The organism is Tardiphaga sp. OK245 (genome assembly GCF_900108575.1).
GTDB classification, from domain to species: domain Bacteria; phylum Pseudomonadota; class Alphaproteobacteria; order Rhizobiales; family Xanthobacteraceae; genus Tardiphaga; species Tardiphaga robiniae.
In genome coordinates, this window is the sequence record NZ_FNWZ01000003.1 from 635,067 (window position 1) to 653,203 (window position 18,137).

The 18,137-nt window shown below is 61.9% G+C and carries 17 protein-coding genes; 3 read left to right on the top strand and 14 right to left on the bottom strand.

Annotation, left to right across the window (positions count from 1 at the left end; translation table 11 throughout):
* The 6 genes from BLW80_RS15635 to BLW80_RS15660 form a co-directional block, all read right to left on the bottom strand.
* On the bottom strand, positions 1-984 hold the full coding sequence (locus tag BLW80_RS15635; RefSeq protein ID WP_093758661.1) for a branched-chain amino acid ABC transporter permease: 984 nt from the start codon (positions 982-984) through the stop codon (positions 1-3).
* On the bottom strand, positions 956-1,675 hold the full coding sequence (locus BLW80_RS15640) for an ABC transporter ATP-binding protein (RefSeq protein WP_244528255.1): 720 nt from the start codon (positions 1,673-1,675) through the stop codon (positions 956-958). The genes BLW80_RS15635 and BLW80_RS15640 overlap by 29 nt, the downstream gene beginning before the upstream one ends.
* Positions 1,676-1,680: 5 nt before the next feature.
* The gene (locus BLW80_RS15645) at positions 1,681-2,832 is read right to left on the bottom strand and encodes an ABC transporter substrate-binding protein (RefSeq protein ID WP_093758663.1); all 1,152 of its coding nucleotides are present in this window, start codon (positions 2,830-2,832) and stop codon (positions 1,681-1,683) included.
* A 67-nt stretch (positions 2,833-2,899) separates the two neighbouring features.
* Positions 2,900-3,664, bottom strand: a complete 765-nt coding sequence (locus BLW80_RS15650) for an HpcH/HpaI aldolase family protein (RefSeq protein WP_093758664.1) — start codon at positions 3,662-3,664, stop codon at positions 2,900-2,902.
* 39 nt (positions 3,665-3,703) lie between these two features.
* Positions 3,704-4,603: a cupin domain-containing protein gene (locus BLW80_RS15655; RefSeq protein WP_093758665.1), complete on the bottom strand. Its 900-nt coding sequence runs from the start codon at positions 4,601-4,603 to the stop codon at positions 3,704-3,706.
* A 79-nt stretch (positions 4,604-4,682) separates the two neighbouring features.
* The gene (locus tag BLW80_RS15660; RefSeq protein WP_093758666.1) at positions 4,683-5,624 is read right to left on the bottom strand and encodes a DUF6282 family protein; all 942 of its coding nucleotides are present in this window, start codon (positions 5,622-5,624) and stop codon (positions 4,683-4,685) included.
* Positions 5,625-5,841: 217 nt separating this feature from the next.
* Here BLW80_RS15660 and BLW80_RS15665 point away from each other — a divergent pair, with 217 nt between their 5' ends.
* Positions 5,842-6,663 carry an IclR family transcriptional regulator gene (locus BLW80_RS15665; protein ID WP_089265626.1) on the top strand — a complete coding sequence of 274 codons (822 nt, stop codon included), beginning with the start codon at positions 5,842-5,844 and terminating at the stop codon, positions 6,661-6,663.
* On the opposite strand, the gene BLW80_RS15670 is transcribed toward BLW80_RS15665, so the two are convergent.
* From BLW80_RS15670 to BLW80_RS15695, 6 genes are read right to left on the bottom strand one after another with little or no spacing between them, the layout of a single operon-like run.
* Positions 6,660-7,706 carry a tRNA-dihydrouridine synthase gene (locus BLW80_RS15670; protein ID WP_093758667.1) on the bottom strand — a complete coding sequence of 349 codons (1,047 nt, stop codon included), beginning with the start codon at positions 7,704-7,706 and terminating at the stop codon, positions 6,660-6,662. The two genes, BLW80_RS15665 and BLW80_RS15670, sit on opposite strands and share 4 nt — an antisense overlap.
* 14 nt (positions 7,707-7,720) lie before the next feature.
* Positions 7,721-8,659 (bottom strand): beta-keto acid cleavage family enzyme, encoded by a 939-nt coding sequence (locus BLW80_RS15675; protein ID WP_502688606.1) that lies wholly within the window; start codon positions 8,657-8,659, stop codon positions 7,721-7,723.
* Positions 8,660-8,713: 54 nt separating this feature from the next.
* Positions 8,714-9,760 (bottom strand): Ldh family oxidoreductase, encoded by a 1,047-nt coding sequence (locus BLW80_RS15680; RefSeq protein ID WP_093758668.1) that lies wholly within the window; start codon positions 9,758-9,760, stop codon positions 8,714-8,716.
* 18 nt (positions 9,761-9,778) lie between these two features.
* Entirely contained in the window at positions 9,779-10,819 is a 1,041-nt protein-coding gene (locus BLW80_RS15685) for an NAD(P)H-quinone oxidoreductase (RefSeq protein ID WP_244528257.1), read from the bottom strand.
* Positions 10,816-12,156 (bottom strand): MFS transporter, encoded by a 1,341-nt coding sequence (locus BLW80_RS15690; RefSeq protein WP_093758669.1) that lies wholly within the window; start codon positions 12,154-12,156, stop codon positions 10,816-10,818. Before BLW80_RS15690 ends, BLW80_RS15685 begins: the two co-directional genes overlap by 4 nt.
* A gap of 58 nt (positions 12,157-12,214) precedes the next feature.
* The gene (locus BLW80_RS15695; protein WP_244528259.1) at positions 12,215-13,177 is read right to left on the bottom strand and encodes a DUF6282 family protein; all 963 of its coding nucleotides are present in this window, start codon (positions 13,175-13,177) and stop codon (positions 12,215-12,217) included.
* A gap of 300 nt (positions 13,178-13,477) precedes the next feature.
* Here BLW80_RS15695 and BLW80_RS15700 point away from each other — a divergent pair, with 300 nt between their 5' ends.
* Both BLW80_RS15700 and BLW80_RS30785 read left to right on the top strand, forming a co-directional pair.
* Positions 13,478-14,317, top strand: a complete 840-nt coding sequence (locus BLW80_RS15700; protein ID WP_139285839.1) for a DNA-binding transcriptional regulator — start codon at positions 13,478-13,480, stop codon at positions 14,315-14,317.
* A gap of 277 nt (positions 14,318-14,594) precedes the next feature.
* On the top strand, positions 14,595-15,173 hold the full coding sequence (locus tag BLW80_RS30785) for an SDR family NAD(P)-dependent oxidoreductase (RefSeq protein WP_139285840.1): 579 nt from the start codon (positions 14,595-14,597) through the stop codon (positions 15,171-15,173).
* On the opposite strand, the gene BLW80_RS15710 is transcribed toward BLW80_RS30785, so the two are convergent.
* Positions 15,055-16,380, bottom strand: coding sequence for an HlyD family type I secretion periplasmic adaptor subunit (locus BLW80_RS15710; RefSeq protein ID WP_093758671.1), 1,326 nt, complete (start codon positions 16,378-16,380; stop codon positions 15,055-15,057). The genes BLW80_RS30785 and BLW80_RS15710 overlap by 119 nt on opposite strands.
* Entirely contained in the window at positions 16,377-18,137 is a 1,761-nt protein-coding gene (locus tag BLW80_RS15715) for a type I secretion system permease/ATPase (protein ID WP_502688607.1), read from the bottom strand. The genes BLW80_RS15710 and BLW80_RS15715 overlap by 4 nt, the downstream gene beginning before the upstream one ends.

Consider the following 18,137-nt stretch of genomic DNA (forward strand, 5'->3'; position numbering starts at 1 on the left):
TCACGCCTCCCCTTTGTCTTTGCGCGGGCGAAACAGTCCACCGAGTGCCGACAGGCCCTTGGGCGCATAGATCAGCATCAACAGCAACACCAGCGCGTAGGCGATGTCCTGGAAGCGGCCGGTGCTGCGGAAGATTTCCGGTAACAGCGATGCGACGATTGCGCCGATCACCGGACCGATCAGCGTACCGACGCCTCCGACATAGAGCATCGTAAAGGTTACGATGACCATCTGCGGACCGAACACTTCGGGGCTGATGAAGCCGACCGTATGCGCGAACAGCGATCCGGCGGCCGACGCATACAATCCGGCGATGACGAAGGCGATAAGCTTGAAGCGCGAAATCCGAATGCCGAGCGCAGCGGCGCCGTTCTCGCTTCCGGAAATGGCGCGCAGTCCGCGGCCAAAACGGGAATCGCGCAGACGCTGCGAGATCCAGAAACCGACCAGCAGCAGCCCGCCGAGACAGAGCAGCTTCACCCGTTCGTCTTCGACGGTCAGCGTTCCGATGCCGAGCGGTGGAATGCCGGCATAGCCCATATAGCCCTGGGTCAGGCTGGTCCACTGGACCGAGATGTCATAGGTAATGAGGCCCAGCGCGAAGGTCGCCATCGCGAGATAGTGGCCGCGCAGACGCAGCGTCGGATAGCCAATCACCAGCGCGGCTATTCCCGCCACGCCCATCGAGGCGATCAGGGCAAGCGCAGGCTCCCAGTCGTACTGCACACAGAGAATGGCGCTGCCATAGCCGCCGATGCAGGCGAAGGCGTTCTGGCCGAACGAGGCCTGCCCCGTATAGCCCATGAAGAAATTCAATCCGAGGCAGAAGATGCCATAGATCATCGCGAGCTGCATCACCGTCAGCAGATAGCCGCCATAGATCAGCACGGCGACAAACAGCAGCGCGCCTGCCCCAAGCAGGCCGATGGAGAACCGGTCGAGACGCGCAACCGGCTTAGGTGAAGTAATAGCGAGCAAGGTCATGGTGCGATTCAATCTCGTGCGTCGGCAACTCGGCCCGAACGCTTCCAGAGGCAAGAATGTAAACGCGCTGGGCGAGCTTGAGCGCCAGCGGCGCTTTCTGCTCGACCAGCAAGATACCCAGACCCTCCTTGTTGAGGGCGCCGAGCGTCGACAGGATTTCGGAAGCGACGCGCGGCGCAAGGCCGAGCGACGGCTCGTCGAGAATGAGCAGTTTTGGATCGGCCATCAGTGCCCGGCCGACAGCCAGCATCTGCTGCTCGCCGCCGGACATGGACGATGCGGTCTGGTCGATACGCTCGCGCAGCCGTGGAAACAGGGAGAACACCTTCTCCAGCTGCCGCTCGCTGTGGGCCTGCGGTCCGGACAGTTTGAAGGCGCCGAGTTGCAGATTCTCCCGCACGCTCATGTCACCGAACAGGCCCCGCCCTTCCTGCACCATGATGATACCGAGCCCGGCCAGCTCATGGGTGCGTAGATGAGTGACATCCCGGCCGTTGAACACAATCTGCCCGGTGCGGGCGATCAGCCGCGTGATGGCGCGAAGCAAGGTGGTCTTGCCGGCTCCGTTCGGTCCCAGAATGGTCACGAACTCACCGGGCGCCACATGGAGCGCGGTCGACCGCAGCGCTTCGATATGACCGTAGCGGGCCGTCAGATCGCGGACAGCGATCAGGGGGACAATATCCGCCATCGCCGTCACTTCTTGAGAACCAGAACGCCGTCCTTCACGGAGGCGATCACGTAGGGATTCTTGATAATCCCGATATGGTTCTCCGCGCTGAAGTCGTAGGACGCGCCCGCACCGTCGTAATGGCCGAGTTTCTCGAACGCATCGCGTACGGCCGTCCCATCGGTCGAATTCGCCTTCTTCATGGCGGCAGCCATCATCATGATCGAGTCCCAGGCGCGCGAGGCCTGCGCGTTGTCGGACTTGCCGAACTTCGCCTTCATCGCCTTGACGAACGGCTCCGCGGCCGCGCGGGCGGCGGGATCCGTGATGACCTTGATGTCGTCGGCTGCCACCTGAATAAGCGGCGACGGGACCAGATACTGGTCGCCAAGCACCTTGCCCGCCGAGAGCAGAATATCGAGCTCGTTGATACTGCCCAGCATCAGCATCTTGGTCAGGCCGAGGCTGCGGATGTTATTGACGACGGTTACCACCGCATTGCCTTGCCCCAGCATGATGATCGCCCCGGCGCCAGCCGCATTGATGCGCCCGATCTGAACGCTGAAGTCGGCGTCGTCCTGCTGGTAGGACTCATTGGCCACGACGGTCAGTCCGAATTCCTCGGCGCCCTTTTCCGCTAGGCCGCGCATCAACAGGCTGTATGGGCTCGGATCGGAGAGGATTCCGACCTTACGGATATCGGTCTTGTCCTTGAGATACTGATAGCGCGCATCCACCTCGAATTTGGGTGGCGGCAGGAACTGGAAGGCCCACTTCTGCTCGTCCGGCTGGCGCGGCAGAATGGAACAGAGAAACATCGGCAACTTGGCTCTGGAGACGAAGCTCGCGGCGGCAAAGTTGCCGGCCGAGATGCAGCCGCTGTCGAAGGCGGCGACCTTGTCGTCTGTCATCATTTTCCGATAGACGACCACTGCCTGCTGCGGCGTCGACTTGTTGTCTTCGATCACCAGTTCGAGCTTCTTGCCCAGGACGCCGCCTTGCGCATTGACCGCCTCAATGGCGATCTGCATCCCGTCACGCCAGTGACCGTCGGTCGCCGACCCGTATCCCGTCAAACCCAGCGACGATCCGATCTTGATCGTCTGCTGCGCTGACGCCGGCAGTGCCAGCGCGAGCGCGAACAGCGTGGCGCAAATTGACGCCTTGTGTGGTCTCATGTCTCCGTCCCCCTGTCTGTTTTTTCAGCTTGAGCGCTGATTGCAGATTGATCGATCTAACGCGTGCTCATCCAACCTTGTCCCGGACATCGCGCAGGGCGGCAGTCGCCGCCTGGCGCAGAAAGCCCTGATCCGACGAGAGCACGAAGACGTTGGCGCCGAGCGAATTCAACCAGGCGGCCTCGCTCGCATTGCCAACATAGACGCTGATCGGCTTGTTGGCCTTGCGTGCTGCCTCCGAGATGCGTTCGACTGCGCGCAACACATCGGGCGGATCTTTCGATTCATCGCCAAAGGCCGCGGTCAGGTCGCCCCGCCCAATAAACAGCGAGTCGACGCCGTCGACGGCGGCGATGGCGTCAATCTCGTCCAGCGCCACCGGATCCTCGATCTGGGCTACGAACACCATCCGGGTATCCGAATCCGCAATGTGCCGCCACATCGGTATGCCGGAATAGCGACCCGCACGCGTGCTGGTCGCAAAACCGCGGCTGCCGCCGCGATACCGCAACATTGCCGCCACCTCGCGCGCATAGGCCGCGCTCTTCACATGGGGGACCAGGACGCCGGTGGCGCCGCAATCCAGCACCGAGAGAATGGCCTCCGGTCCCGGCACCCGAACCAGCGCCGGCGTGTCGGTTGCCCGCGCAGCCATCAGCGCGATGTCGCTGCTGGTGCGATCGAATGGACCGTGCTCCTGATCGATCACGACGAAATCATAGCCGATATCGCCGAGGATTTCGGTGCCGTGACCGGTCGGTGTCTTCAGAAACGTGCCGACAAGTTTCTGGCCACCAAGCATGCGCTGCCGGAATGTGGAAGCAGTTGTCATCTTTGATAATCCTGTTGCCGTTGCTGGGTGGACTGCCGGTTACGGCATCGGATATTCATCGGCGTTCAGAATCCAGCCGGGCTTCTGCGAGAAGTCGAGCCGCGGCGGACAGAAGATGTCGACGAGCTGGTTGAAGTCACTTCCACAGGCCTCGGTTGTGTGGATCGAGGGGGGCGGAATGACTGCGATTGACGGGGTCTTGCACAGTTCGTGATCGTCCTTGCGCCAGTTCTTCTTGTTGATCGTCCAGGGCCAGCGCAAATGGTGAATGAACTCCCCTTCAACCGCGAGCGAGCACTGCTCGAAATCATCGTGATGATGCGGCGACAGTTTACTGGGATCGCGGGGGCCGTTATAGCCGTCGAGATAGTTCACCATGATGGTGGTGCAGCGCCAGATACGACCGAAGCGGCCCGGCTCCGGCGGCACGTCGAGGCTGTAGACGCGCAGACGAAAGCCATCTTTCGGCGCGGGCCACGGCTCCAGCGGTGCGACGTAAGGCTTGGCCGTGGCATATGATGCTGCATTGGCGCATTTCGCCGCAAGATCCTCCGACCGCGTGGTGAAGATGCGAACGATCTTGCCGGCTTCAATGATCTTGATGCTTGACCGTCCTGGCGGCACGAAGGCCAGCGACCGGCCGTTGACACGCTTCGTGCCCTCCGCCGTGGTGATCTCCACGACCACCTTGGGGTCGGACAACAGCACGGCGTATTCGTCCGGCTGCTCCTCACGCGCCAGCACACCGCCGGCTTTTCCCTCCGTATGCACGAGTAGGAAGTTCTGCCCCCGCCCATACCAGCTCCTGCCTGACGGCCCATCCTCCTGCGGCGGCTCGTCGTAGAAGCGGAGATATTCGGCCTGACCGAAAGGACCTGCCGGCGCGGCGCCTGCGGCTGCGGGCGCAAGCTTGGCCCTCGGATCGGTGGTGTCGTACATGTGGAATCTCCCTTGGTGTCAATTCTGGGAGCCGGCGTTTCACGATGCGCCGGCCTGAGCCTGTATCTTGTCCGGAAGGCTAACTGGCCCGCGCCGCAGCTACATCCGCTTCGATGCCAAGCGCGCGCGCGGTGTTGCTGGAGACCATCTTGCGGATCTGATCGTCGTCGTAGCCCAGATCCATGCAGAGCCTGATGCCACGGCGGAAGCCGTCGAGCGGGCTAAATGTTCCGGTCTGGCCGAGGTCGGAGCACAGCATCGTCTGCTCCACGCCCGCGGCCTCGATCTGGTCGCGCAGATCCTCGGCCTCGCGGCTCTTGAACTTGCAGCCGTCGAGAAACATGCAGAGCGAGTGTTCGACGAAGGCCCCCATTGCCGCGATGCCTTTGACGTCATTCAACGACGCGTCGACGATGTCCTCCGGATGAGTGAACACCAGGCGCTTGACGCCGCGGCGCTGCGCCTCTTCGAAGATCACCCAGGTCTCGCTGACATGCAGGTGGCCGCTGGCCAGCACCATGTCGTTGCGCGCGACGATATCGAGAATTTCCTTCATGTCGTCGCGTACCGACTTGTCGTCGTTCAGCACCGGAATGGCGGTAACCGGTCGCATCCGCTCGGTGGAAGCCGGGTGCACCCATTGAGCAGACGCCTGCCATCGCAGATGGTTTGCAGCGGCCAGCGTGGGAAGCCAGACGATCCTGCCACCCAGCGCAGCGGTGTGCTCAACCGCGTAGGGGTTGAGACCGCCCACCACATTATTGAGCACGATGCTGGAATAGATCTTCGTCTTCAGCTCGGGAAAGTGCTGCCGGATCAGCTCGGCCGTCATGACACCGCTGTAGTCGTGATCCTTGGTAACGACCGCGGCGAAACCCGCCTGCGAGGCCTGCCGAAGCAACGTGACGTGGTCGATGCCGCGCGGCGCGATGGACGGCCCGCTATGCACATGCGGATCAATCGCGCCTTTCAACAACGCGTCGATGCGCGCCTCGACCTTGGGATCAGCTAACTCTGTCATTCCCTCACCGCATTTTGTCCCGACTGCCTTGAAGACCGTCGACTTCGTTGACGTTCTCGAGAGCGGAACGCCGTTTCATTTAAAGATAGTGGTCGGCGCACGGTCGTGTCAATAGTTTCGGGGCATATGCCCGCGACGCTCAACGCATCAATCACATTGCACTTGCATTCCAGTTCGCTACGTTGTTCAGCACAGGCGAACACGAAATTGAGAAACGATGAGCGATTCAGCATCAACCGGCGTCCACTCTGTGCAACTGGCCATCGACGTACTGGAAGCCGTTGCATTCTCGGACGATGAACTGGGCGTGACGCAGATCGCCGACCGTCTGGGCATGACGAAGGGATCGGTGCATCGGCATCTGCAGACGCTGGTCGACCGCGGGTATCTCACGCAGAACTCCAGCACCTCGCGCTACAGCATCGGTCCGAAGGGCCGGTTGCTCGCCCGGCACGCGCCTGATGCAGATCTCATCCAGCTCGCGGAAGGACCGATGCGGCAGTTGCGCGATGCCCTTGGCCATTTCGTCGTTCTTTCCGAGATGACGCCGCGCGGCGCATTGATCCTGCACAAGCTGTCGGGCACGGCGGCGATTGAACTCGGCGTTCGCCCGGGGAGCGAATTGACGTTCCATGCGTCGGCGCAGGGAAAGGTCCTGTTGGCTTTCGCCCCCAGCCCCATGAGGGCGCGCGTCCTCGCGCAGCCCTTGCAGCGTTTCACCGACAAGACCATTGTTTCCGTCCGCAAGCTCGAACAGGAATATCTGGAGATCGTGCGTCTTGGTTTTGCCACGGCCCCAGAGCAGAGCTTGATCGGGATGAATGCGGTGGCCGCGCCGATCTTCGACGCGCAGGATGCCTGCATCGCCTCGGTCGCCATCGTGGCATCGATCCAGGTCCTGCCGGAGAAGACACGGCCGTCCGACGTCGCCCAGCTCATCGAGGCGGCACGCCAGATCTCGCACAAGCTCGGGCACGGACGCGGCGCTCATCAACCACCACCCGTCAAGCGCAGCGCACGGACGGCGCGCCCGCGTTAAAGCTGATCGGCAATGTATTTTCTCCAGTTGTCGGTGCGCAGCGGCATGTCGGCGAATGTCTTGCGCTGGTCTGCAGCCCTGCCAACCAGTTCGGCGGCGGTCATCCGCTTGCCGCGCAGGTAAGCGTCGAGTTCATCCAACGCGGATGACAGCACGGCCGCGCCGCGCAGCATCACCGCAGACGCCATCTCCACCGCGCTGGCGCCGGCGAGCATCATGCGCACGACATCGAGACCGGTGCGTGCGCCATTGGTCGCAATCAGCGGCTTGTCGCCGCCAAGCTGTTGCCGCGACACAGCCAGCCAGTGACACGTCAGCGGCAGATTCCAGTATCCTCCGACGCCTAGCGTCGTTCCCAGAAACGGCTGCATGGTCTCGACATCAGGCACGAAGCCGAGCAGCCGCCCGGCCATGACCACGGTTTCGCCGCCCGCGCGAAATGCGGCATCTGCCAGGTCCGGCACGCGCTCGCTCTGTCCGGTGATCTTGACCCATAGCGGGATGCCGATCGCCTGCCGTACCGCAGACACGATCATGGACACGCGCTCGGGATCGAGTTCGGTGGACACCACACCTTTTGCCTGGCTGGCATAGGGCGTGCCGATATTCAGCTCGAGGACGCGCAGGCCCGCCTGCTCGACCTGCATGGCCATCTCGACCGTTCGCGCGAGGTCCGCAACGATCAGGCTCGCGACCGCATAGGATTCGACCTGGCTGGCCTCGCGATCGAGCTGGACTGTCTGATCGAGCCACGCATCGAAGCTCTGCGGCGTCAGGCCAGAGCGACAGGCGATGAATGCCGTGTCAGGCGCATTCGGCGTCCACGCCATTTCGCGCCACTCGCTGTCGAGCAGCATGTATTCGGCGCGCTGCAGCTGGTCACGGCCGCGCTCGGATTCGTTGATGGACTTGACCACCACCGCGCCAACGCCGGCGCGCAGCGCACGACGTACGCCTTCGGGGTCGATATGATGCTCCGCGGATCCGGCAATCAGCGGATTCTTGAGGGCCGTTCGGCCGACGGTAACGTTGAGACGCGTCATCCGGCAGACCTCCGTTAGCTTGCCGCTAGGCGGGTGGGAAGGCCGATGATCTCCCGCCCCTCGCGTGGCGATGCGATCGCTCCGCCGAGTTCCTCGACGATGCGCCGGGCCTTCTCCACCATGGCAGCATTCGATGGCGCGAGTTGCCCGCGCGACAGATAGACGGCGTCTTCCAGACCAACGCGAACGTGTCCGCCGCACAGATAGGATTGCGCGACATTGTGGAATGACGTCTTGCCGATGCCGATTGCGGTGAACTGAGCATCCGGCGGCAGCATGTTGCGGGCGTAGATGACCGTCTCGGGACTTGGCTGGAAGCCATAACGAACCCCCATGACGAAGGAACAGAGTACGGGCCCGTCGAGTGTGTTGTCCTTCAGCAGATCATTCATCAGCGCGATATCGCCGGAATCGAACAGCTCGATTTCCGGCTTTACCCCGGCCTCACGGATCACCTTCGCCATCCGCCTGACATTGCCGGGCGTATTGATGACGACTTCCCTGCCCGAATTCATGGTGTTGAGGTCGAGGGTACAGATATCCGGGCGAAGCGCGGCGATGTGCTCGACACGTTTTTCAGGTGCGATCAGCGTCGTTCCCGCCGCTGCGACGCGTGGCTGGTCCGTGGATGGAACGAAACGGCCGCCGGGGCCCGTGGTGATGTTGAGGATCAGCTGGGCGTTTTTCGCGCGTATCCGGTCAACAACATCCCGGTAATATTCGAGCTCCATCGAAGGCTTCCCGGTGGAAGGCTCCCTCACATGGATATGCACGATGGCGGCGCCGGCCTCGGCGGCCCCGAGACAGGCCTCGGCGATCTCCGCCGGCGTGATCGGCAGATGCGGTGTCTGCTCCGGCGTGGTCAGATTGCCGGTGACGGCGCAAGTGATGAAAACCTTTTGACGCGGCGCCTGCATCGCCCGTGCTCCTGTCCGTTCTGCGGCCGTCGACATGACGGCCGGTCTCATTTCAATTTTTACGGTGATGCTTTTTGGCAGCGCGTACCGTTAAGACGGCAGACGCTTCGGCGATCCCATTTCCTCTGCCAGCGCGTTCAACGTCGCGGACAATGCGCGTGGAATATCGATCCGCCCGCCATCGCCCTGGCGCTTCGTCCAACTGCGTTCACCCGGCGTACGGGGCGGCACCTGCGCGCGCGACGCGCGAACTTTCGCGAGCTCGGCGGACGCTTCATTGCGGAAGTCTTCGGCCGGCCGGAAGTGTTCGATATCGATCGCCAGAAACAGCAGCGAACACAGAAACGGCTTCGAAAGGTCGCCATAGAGCGGCACAACCTCGTCGCCGCCGGGCCCCTGCGACAGCAGGCTGCACATCAGATTGATCGCCAGCGACAGGCCGAAGCCCTTCGCGCCGCCCGACGGCAACAGCATGCCGTCGATAGCGGCCTTGGCATCCGTCGTAGGCTCCCCGTTGCGGTCGACGGCCCATGTCGGCGGGAGCGGCTTCCCTTCCCGCTCATAGACACGGATCTTGCCGAGCGCAGCTTCACTCAGCGCCATGTCCAGGACAAACTCGGGCCCGTCGGACACCGGAAGAGCGATCGAGAGAGGATTGTTACCGACCAGTTTCTCCAGACCGCCAGGAGCCGGCATCATCGGCTTGGTGTTGCACATGGCGATGCCGATGCAATCACGGGCACTTGCCTGGCGTGTATACCGGGCCGCCGCGCCGAAGTGAAAACTGTTGCGAACCGCCACGACACCGACACCCGTCTCTTTACCGCGCTCAATGGCCATCTGCATGGCCGCGTCACCCGCCAGATGGCCGAACATGCCCTGCGCATCCAGCACAGCCATTGCCGCGCGACTCTCAACCACGATCGGCTTCACAACGGACGACACACTCCCGAGGCGAAGCCGGCGAATATACATGTCGGCCTGCGACAGACCGTGCGACGGCAGGCCGGCCACATCGGCATCGACCAGCGCGCACGCCATCTGCCCGGACGCCAGCGACGGAAGACCGGCGCGCTCGAACAGATCGGCGAGAAACTCCTCGGCCGCCGCGACCGGCATTGACAGGACATCACTCATCACGTCGTCTTTCGTGCTCTAGTTCGGTCGACCGTCCGGCACCACATAGGCAAGGGCCGGATCGACGATCAGCACGACCTTGCCGATCTGCTCATTGGCATCCATCAGGGCATGCGCCTTGGCCATGTCCTCCAGCGGAAATGCCGCACAGATGCTGAGCCGCATCCGCCGATCCTCGAGCAATGGCCAGACCTCGCGCATCAGGGCCTTGGCAATCCAGCCCTTGTATTCCGGCGGACGCGGCCGGATCGTCGACCCCGTCAGCGTCAGCCGGCGGCGCACGATCTGCCGGACATTGATGTCGGCGCGTTCACCGAGGTGGCTCGCGATCAGGACAAGGCGACCATCGAAGGCCAGCAGTTCCAGCTCCAGATTGGTGTAAGGACCAGCCTGCGAGTCGAGGATGACGTTGATGCCCTGCCCCTGCGTCGCTTCCACCAGCGGCTTGACCCAATCGCAGCGATAGTCGAGCGCGATCTCCGCGCCGAGATCGCGACAGATCTGACGCTTGGTTTCGGACCCGGCCGTGGCGAAGACACGCGCCGATCGCAGCAGCTTTGCGATCTGGATGGTCGCCATGCCGACACCGCTGGTGCCACCCTGTACGAGGATGCTCTCACCCTCCGCCAGCTTGCCGAGCAGAATGACGTTGTTCCAACAGGTGAACAGCACCTCGGGGAGCACCGCAGCCTGTGCGAAGTCGTATCCCCGAGGGATCGACATGCATTGCACGGCAGGCACGCTGCAATACTCCGCATAGCCGCCGCCGGTGACCAGCGCGCAGACCGCACTGCCGACCCGTGGCCAGTTCACATCCGGCGCTGTCGCGACCACAATACCGGCAATATCGAGGCCTGGAATCTCCGTTGCGCCGGGCGGCGGCGGATAGAGTCCGCGGCGCTGCTGGATGTCTGGCCGGTTCACGCCGGCCGCCACCACACGCACCAGCACTTCGCCGCGCGCCAGAGTCGGCAAAGCCTCTTCGCCAAGCGCCAGCACCTCGGGACCGCCGAAGCGGGCGATCCTGACCGCCCGCATGTCCGACGGAAGCGCCATCATGACACGACCTGCCGGCGAGCGGCAGCAGCCGCAACAGTGACCTCACTCTCGCCGTCCGTCTTCGGCAGGACGCGCCATGTCAGCAACATCGCGAATGCGCTGGCGGCCAGCAGACCCAGGCTGAGGGCGGGTACCGACATCGCAGCCAGCGCACTGCCCGACAAGCCCGCGACCCAGGGCATGAGATTCTGCGCGGCAAAGCCCCCGAGACTGCCGATCGTGCTGATGGCTGCAATCGCCGCCGCCGCATGCGCCCCCTTGAAGATCTGCGACGGCAAATACCAGAAGCATGGAAACATCAGCGAGACGCATGGGGTGCCGACCGCGAGCGCCACATAACGCATCCAGTTCTCGGTCAGCAGGGTCGAGGTGAAGAACGCCCCCATCCCGCACAAAGCGATCACCGCCATGCCGATCAGCACTGTGCGGTGCTCGCGCAGATGGCGCGGGAGCCAGACCAGGACCGCGGCAGCCACAGCCCATGGCAGTGCATTCAAGATACCATTCTGCGTGCCGGTCGTGCCGAATCCTTTGACGACCGTTGGCAACCAATAGATGATTCCGTAGAGTGACAGCGTGATCAGCGTGTAGACGAACGAAAACCACCACACCCTTGCGTCGATCAGGACGCGGAGCGGACTGGTATGCATGGTGGTGGCGATTTCATCGCGGCCGAGCGCGGCCGCCAGCCGCTCCTTCTCCTCGGACGACAGGAAACCGGCCGTCTGCGGGTTGTCGGGAAGATAGCGCATCACCAGAACGAACAGGATAGCCGCAGGCGCGCCGGTGGCGATGAAGACCCATTGCCAGCCGGCGAGACCGAGCATCCCGTCGAAATCCAGCAGGATGCCGCCGAACAGCGAGCCGAACATGTTGCCGAGCGGACTGCCGATGGTGAGAAGCGCCACGGCCTGCACGCGGTAGCGCTTGGGAAACCAGAGCGTGAGGTAGAAGATGATGCCCGGATACGCGCCCGCTTCGGCCACGCCGACCAGGAAGCGTACTGCCGCAAACATCGAGCCAGTCATGCTGAAACCCAGCAGCACCGTCAGCATGCCCCATGTCAGCAGGATACGCGCAAACCAGAGCCGCGCACCGAACTTGTGCGCGGCCAGCGCGCTCGGGATTTCAAAGAACGAATAGCCGATAAAGAACAGCGAGGACGCCAGTCCGTACACGGTCTCGGACATGCCCAGGCTGCTGGCCATCTGCAGTTTGGCGTAGCCGACATTCGACCGGTCGATCACGGCCAGCATCATCATCGCCATCACAAGCGGCATGACCCGCCACATGATGCGATTCATCAGGGCTTCTTCGCTTTCGCGATCCACGTTCATGGTTTCCTCGTCGATCTTGTTGGCCGACCTTCCCCGGTCGTTCTTGTCGGTCAGGATTCTATTGAGCGGCGCGCTTCGCCGGCAGATCGAGAAATGCCGCCGCGTTCTCGCTGATCAGTTTCTTGATCGAGGCGTGCGGCATCTGCAGATCGAGCAGCATCTGCGTGATGCTACGGAAACCATCTACCGGACGCTGCGAACCGAGCAGGCCCAGATCGGACGACAGAATGGTGCTGTCCACGCCGGCGACCTCGATGAGGTGGGCCAGATCGTCTCCGCTGAACTTCTTCGACTTGCCTTCGATGAACATGCAGATGGAATGTTCCATCGTCACGCCGAGCGCGACCAACTGGCGAATATCGCTATCGGCAAAGCCGACCACGTAGGTCGGATGATTGACCATCATCTTCTTGACGCCGCGGCGTTTGGCCTCCTCGAAGAGGACGTGCTGTTCCGAGACGTGGAGGTGACCGCCAGCCAGGATGTTGTTGGCCTCCGCGATCAGATCGATGACCTTCTTCGTGTCATCCGTGAGCTTGCCGTTGGCGTCCAGCGCCGTGAGCGGGATCGGATCCAGCATCTTCTGGGATGTCTTCGGGAATGTCTTGGCCTGACCGCTGGCCTGAACGTTGATATGGTTCGCCGCCGAAAGTGTCGGCATCCAGACGATCTTGCCGCCGAGCTTGATCGCATGATCGACCGCGTGCGGGTTGATGCCGCCCGACGCATTGTTCAGCGCCACGCCCGAATACAGGCGGACGCCGGACTGCGGAAACAGTTTTTCCAGAATGATGGCATGCGCCATCCCGGGATAGAAGTGATCCTTATACAGCACCGCGCGAAAACCCGCAGCGGCAGCGTCCTGCATCTCCTCATAGTGATCAAGTATCCGCGGCATCGCGGCAGGCCCGCTGTGGCAATGCAGATCGATCGCATCGACCAGCAACTCCTCGACCTCCTTCGGGCGCGAGAGCGGCGGGAGCGCGACAGTGTCAGGATATGAAGCGGAATTCTCGGCCATGATGACTGCCCTTCAGTGGATGCTGGTTTCTGAGAAAATGGCGATCTGCCGATGAATGGCTGGGCCGCAGCCCACGCCTCATCGCGCGGCACGCCGCCTGGGTCGGCGCGTGCGCGACAGATCGCGGCAACGCCTGACGTTTTCCGGACATCGCAGGTGAACTGACCGCCACGCGATATTGGCGCGGCGCGACGACGCCATCGGCGCCCTGACCTCTCCGCAAGACACGGCACTTTCTCCCACGACACGGTTTCGCTTCGGTGGCCTGAACGGACACCGGCGCATTCTGTTGGGCCGATATTGCAACCAGCCGGGCCATTTGCCATATCTATTCGCCAGCGTTCCGCAGAGTGGAATCTTGGTATGGCCCCCCGTTCACCGAAGGTCGAAGCGGCAGCCCGCACGCTCATCCTGCTGGAGGAGTTGAACCGGCATCGCGTCGCCTCGATCCAGATCCTTCATCTCGCGACGGGCCTGCCGAAATCGACTATCGTTCGGCTGATGAAATCGTTGTGCGCCATGGGTTATGCCGCCAATGACCGCAGGCAAGGCGGCTACACGGTGGCGTCGCGCGTCAAATCCCTGAGCAACGGCTTTCATGGTGACCCGCTGGTGGTCGAAGCGGCGCGACCGTGGGCGCTGTCCTTTACGTCACAGCATCAGTGGCCGTTGGCGATCGGCGTTCTCGACCACACGTCCGTGGTCGTGCGCTTCAGCACCATTGCGGACAGTCCGGTGTCGCCGTTCCACGGAACGATCAACATGCATCTCAGCCTGCTGCGTCGCGCACTGGGTCGCGCCTATCTGGCATTCTGCCCTATTGAAGAGCGCTTGATGTTGCTCGATCTCCTTTCGCGATCGACGGATGATGAAGATCAACTCATCGGGGATCGCGCACAGACATTGTCGATGCTGAGATCAATCCGGAAGCAAGGCTATGCCGAGCGGGATCGCGCCGTCGACCCTCGCTCATCCGGGACGATCGCCATCCCAATCATGAGTGGCGACAAGGTGCTTGCGACCGTTGGCATGACTTATTTCATGTCTGCAATCGATCGACGTGAGTTGCTAAAAACCTTCCTGCCCAGCCTTAAGACCTTGGCAGAGAACATCTCTCGAAGCGCTGCTGTCCTCAAGTGAATACGATCAATAACAACCGCGATTTCCACGAAGGTCGCTGGACCCGATGATGGCTACGCCACGTCAAATACGGGTCAGATCAAATAGGTCAAATTTGCATCTCGACGTCAGCTCTGCGCCATGAGCCGCCGTCGCTTATTTCGCCTTTCGCCATCGCCGGTCAAAAGTGTTCACCCCAGTCCAATACGATCTTGTGCCCAACCGCTATTTGCTAGGCGTCGCCGGAAGCACAACGCCTCCACTGACGCCACACAAGCAACAGCGGAGGAGACAAACAGTGGGTAATGTTCCAACCAAGGTCGTCATCGTAACGGGAGCATCGCAAGGCATAGGGGCAGGCTTAGTTTTGGGGTACCGGAAGGCGGGATGGGGCGTCGTTGCGAACTCGCGCTCGATCAAGGCCGAAAGCTATGCTCCGGACGATAGCATATTGGTTGTTGACGGCGACATTGGGAACGATAGCACCGCCGACCGGCTCGTCGCTCGCCCCCTGAAGGAGTTCGGACGGATCGACGGCTTGGTCAACAATGCCGGCATCTTCACCGCCAAACCGTTCACCGACTATACGGAGACCGACCTCACCTCAAATCTCTCCGTCAACGTCGGCGGCTTTTCGCTCCACGCAGCGGGTGATCGCGTACGCCGTTCCGGATCTCCACCATCTCCGTCGAGGCGGCGTAGGTCGTCACATTCGACCGATAGATTCGCGACCACGCATCGGCGCCAGCGAGCGTGCACTATCTCTCGCGAAACGCTTTTGCGATCTGGTCGTGCAACGGCTTCACCAGATAGGACAGAACTGTTCGATCTTCGGTACGGACGAAAGCTTCGACCGGCATGCCTGGCAGCAGTTTGAGGCCTGCGAGCTTCGATAGCTCAGCCGACGAGAGGGATACCCTGCCAAGATAATAACTTACGCCCGTCTTTTGATCCTGAGAGATATCGGCGGAAATCCGGCTGAGTAACCCCACGATTTCCGGCGTCGTCCGTTGATTGAATGCTGAAAACCTCAGATTCACCGGCTGCCCTAAGCGTATCTGATCGATGTCCTGAGGAGCGATCCGAATTTCCACGGTGAGGGCGTCATTCTCGGGAACAATCAACATGAGCGGCTCACTGGGCCCGATGACGCCGCCGACCGTATGCACTGTGAGTTGATGAACGTTGCCGTTCTGTGGCGACCGGAGATCGATGCGTTTCAACTGGTCTTCCGCCGCGACCTTCCGTTCGACGAGCTCCGCTGACTTTCCCTGAATCTCCCGCAACTCCTTGGCGACCTCACTGCGTAGATCTTGATCGATCTGGATGATCTGCAGCTCCGTCTCCGCCTTCTTGCCTTTCGCTTGGGCTGCGCTTGCGACGTACTGGTTGCTGTCGCCATCAAGCCGCACAGCCTCTCGCTCAAGCATCATGACCCGATTGATCGGCACCAGCTTCTTGTCCCAGAGATCCCGGAGACCGACGAGTTCGCGGTTGACGAACTCGATCTCGCGACGTTTGGAAGCTGACTGCCCGGAAAGGCCGGAGATCTCCTCCTGCAACTGTAGGATCCGCTCACGTAACTGAGCCGTCTGTCCCGCGCGCGCCGACTTGCGCAGTTCAAACAGGCGTCGCTCTCCCGCGATCACACCCGCGAGCTCATACTGATCCTGCTGGGCGACAAGCTCTGGGGGAAAGACAACGCTTTCTGCCCCGTCGCGCTCTGCCTCCAGTCTGGCCTGGCGGACCACCATTTCGTTGAGGCTCTTGATCACGATGGCCAGGTTGGCGCGCGTAACCGTCTCATCAAGCCGGATTACGACGTCTCCCTCGCGTACTCGATCGCCGTCCTTTACCCGGATCTCTCCGATGACGCCGCCGGTCGGGTGCTGGACCTTCTTGACCTCGGACTCGACGACAACCACGCCTGAGGTCACCACGGCGCCGGAAAGCTCTGTGAACGCAGCCCAGCCACCGACGCCGACCACGAGCAGGAGGAGCACCGCCCCGCCCCAAATCCCATGGGCGCGGACCGATCGATCGGCAGGTGTCCAATCGCTTCGCTTCACGTTCCCCTGGGTCATGCGCGTCGCTCTGCATCCACAACCGCAGGCCCAGCCCGCAGAGCCGGTCGCGCGGGTTCCAGGACCTGTTTCAGGACTTCATCCTTCGGCCCGAAGTTTTGCACCTGCCCATTGGACATCATCAGGACGAGATCGACTGCGGCGAGCGCAGCCGGACGATGTGCGACAACAATGACGATACCTCCCCGCTTTCGAACCCCAGCGATTGCCTTTGTAAGCGCTTGGTCACCTTCCGCATCGAGGTTCGAATTGGGTTCGTCTAACACAACCAGGAACGGCGAACCGTAGAGCGCCCGGGCCAAAGCCACGCGCTGCCGCTGGCCCGCAGAGAGAGCGGACCCGCCTTCCCCGATCTTCGTGTCGTAGCCTTCCGGAAGGCGCAGGATCATGTCGTGTATCGCCGCTTGATTTGCGGCATCGATAACGGCGGCTGGATCTGCCTCAGCCGCAAACCTTGCAATGTTCTCTGCGATCGTGCCGTCGAACAGCTCGACGTCCTGAGGCACGTAGCCGATATGGGCCCCTAAAGCCTCAAGCTCCCATTGCTCTAAGGCCGCACCGTCGATTCTGATCTTGCCGCGCGCGGCCTGCCAGACGCCGACGATCGAGCGGGCAAGAGTAGACTTACCAGACGCACTCGGCCCGATAATGCCAAGCCCCTGACCTGCCTCTAGCTTAAAGGTCGCGTTCTGCACCACCAGCCGCTGGACGCCCGGTGGCGCCACGCTAATTCCCTCGACAGACAGGGACGTATGCGGTGCAGGCAGCGCCATCGGCGCTCCTATCGCTCCAAGCTTGTCGATCACTCCCGTCAGGCGGCGCCAGCTCTGCCTCGCGGCCGCAAAATTCTTCCAGTGCGCAATGGCAAGCTCGACCGGCGCCAAGGCCCTCGACGTCAGGATCGAACTGGCGATGATGACCCCACCTGACGCCTGCTGATTGATGACGAGATAGGCACCCACGGCCAGCACCATCGACTGGAGCAGCATTCGCAGCACTCGCGAAGTCGCACCCAGACCGCCACCGACATCGGAGGCCTTTTGCTGGGCATCCAGATAACGGTCGTTGGAGATGGACCAACGGGCAGACATCCTCTTCGTCATGCCCATGGAGCGAAGGACCTCCGCATTGCGCCGACTTCCCTCCGCCATTGCCATCCGGATGGAGCCGAATCCGGACGATGATTTGACGGGATCCCGCGTGAGGACCTCCGTGCAGATGGTGAGCACGACCAGAAGGATCGCCCCGACGAGAGCCGTTATGCCGATCCAGAAATGGAAGACAAAGCAGAGGCCCAGATAGAGGGGCATCCACGGCAGATCGAAAAGAGCCGTCGGTCCCAAACTCGACAGAAAGCTCCTAACCTGATCCAGGTCGCGGACGGGCTGAAGGCCGTCCTTGCCGCCGTTCGGTCCCAAGGGAAGCTCAACGATCGCTTGGTAGGCGTATGAACCCAGCCGTTCGTCAATTCCACGGGCCGTCCGGACCAGCAACCTCTGACGGATGAAGTCAAGAATACCTTGGAAGCCGTAAAGCATTGTCACGAGCACGATCAGTCCGATCAATGTCGGAACGCTTCGGCTCGGTATCACCCGATCATAGACCTGCAACATGAAGAATGAGCCGGTCAACATCAGAAGGTTTATCGCGGCCGTGAAGACCCCGATGGCGAGAAAGGCCCGGCGGCAAGCCGCCGTCGCTCCCTTCACTGCGTCGCTGATGCGAGTCGGCGGATTACCCGCTTCTGCTTTACTCAC

What these genes read in the sequence shown, in the direction of transcription:
- BLW80_RS15635 (WP_093758661.1), bottom strand. Translation starts at nt 984, where the DNA reads ATGACCTTGCTCGCTATTACTTCACCTAAGCCGGTTGCGCGTCTCGAC.
- BLW80_RS15640 (WP_244528255.1), bottom strand. Translation starts at nt 1,675, where the DNA reads ATGGCGGATATTGTCCCCCTGATCGCTGTCCGCGATCTGACGGCCCGC.
- BLW80_RS15645 (WP_093758663.1), bottom strand. Translation starts at nt 2,832, where the DNA reads ATGAGACCACACAAGGCGTCAATTTGCGCCACGCTGTTCGCGCTCGCG.
- BLW80_RS15650 (WP_093758664.1), bottom strand. Translation starts at nt 3,664, where the DNA reads ATGACAACTGCTTCCACATTCCGGCAGCGCATGCTTGGTGGCCAGAAA.
- BLW80_RS15655 (WP_093758665.1), bottom strand. Translation starts at nt 4,603, where the DNA reads ATGTACGACACCACCGATCCGAGGGCCAAGCTTGCGCCCGCAGCCGCA.
- BLW80_RS15660 (WP_093758666.1), bottom strand. Translation starts at nt 5,624, where the DNA reads ATGACAGAGTTAGCTGATCCCAAGGTCGAGGCGCGCATCGACGCGTTG.
- BLW80_RS15665 (WP_089265626.1), top strand. Translation starts at nt 5,842, where the DNA reads ATGAGCGATTCAGCATCAACCGGCGTCCACTCTGTGCAACTGGCCATC.
- BLW80_RS15670 (WP_093758667.1), bottom strand. Translation starts at nt 7,706, where the DNA reads ATGACGCGTCTCAACGTTACCGTCGGCCGAACGGCCCTCAAGAATCCG.
- BLW80_RS15675 (WP_502688606.1), bottom strand. Translation starts at nt 8,659, where the DNA reads ATGTCGACGGCCGCAGAACGGACAGGAGCACGGGCGATGCAGGCGCCG.
- BLW80_RS15680 (WP_093758668.1), bottom strand. Translation starts at nt 9,760, where the DNA reads ATGAGTGATGTCCTGTCAATGCCGGTCGCGGCGGCCGAGGAGTTTCTC.
- BLW80_RS15685 (WP_244528257.1), bottom strand. Translation starts at nt 10,819, where the DNA reads ATGATGGCGCTTCCGTCGGACATGCGGGCGGTCAGGATCGCCCGCTTC.
- BLW80_RS15690 (WP_093758669.1), bottom strand. Translation starts at nt 12,156, where the DNA reads ATGAACGTGGATCGCGAAAGCGAAGAAGCCCTGATGAATCGCATCATG.
- BLW80_RS15695 (WP_244528259.1), bottom strand. Translation starts at nt 13,177, where the DNA reads ATGGCCGAGAATTCCGCTTCATATCCTGACACTGTCGCGCTCCCGCCG.
- BLW80_RS15710 (WP_093758671.1), bottom strand. Translation starts at nt 16,380, where the DNA reads ATGACCCAGGGGAACGTGAAGCGAAGCGATTGGACACCTGCCGATCGA.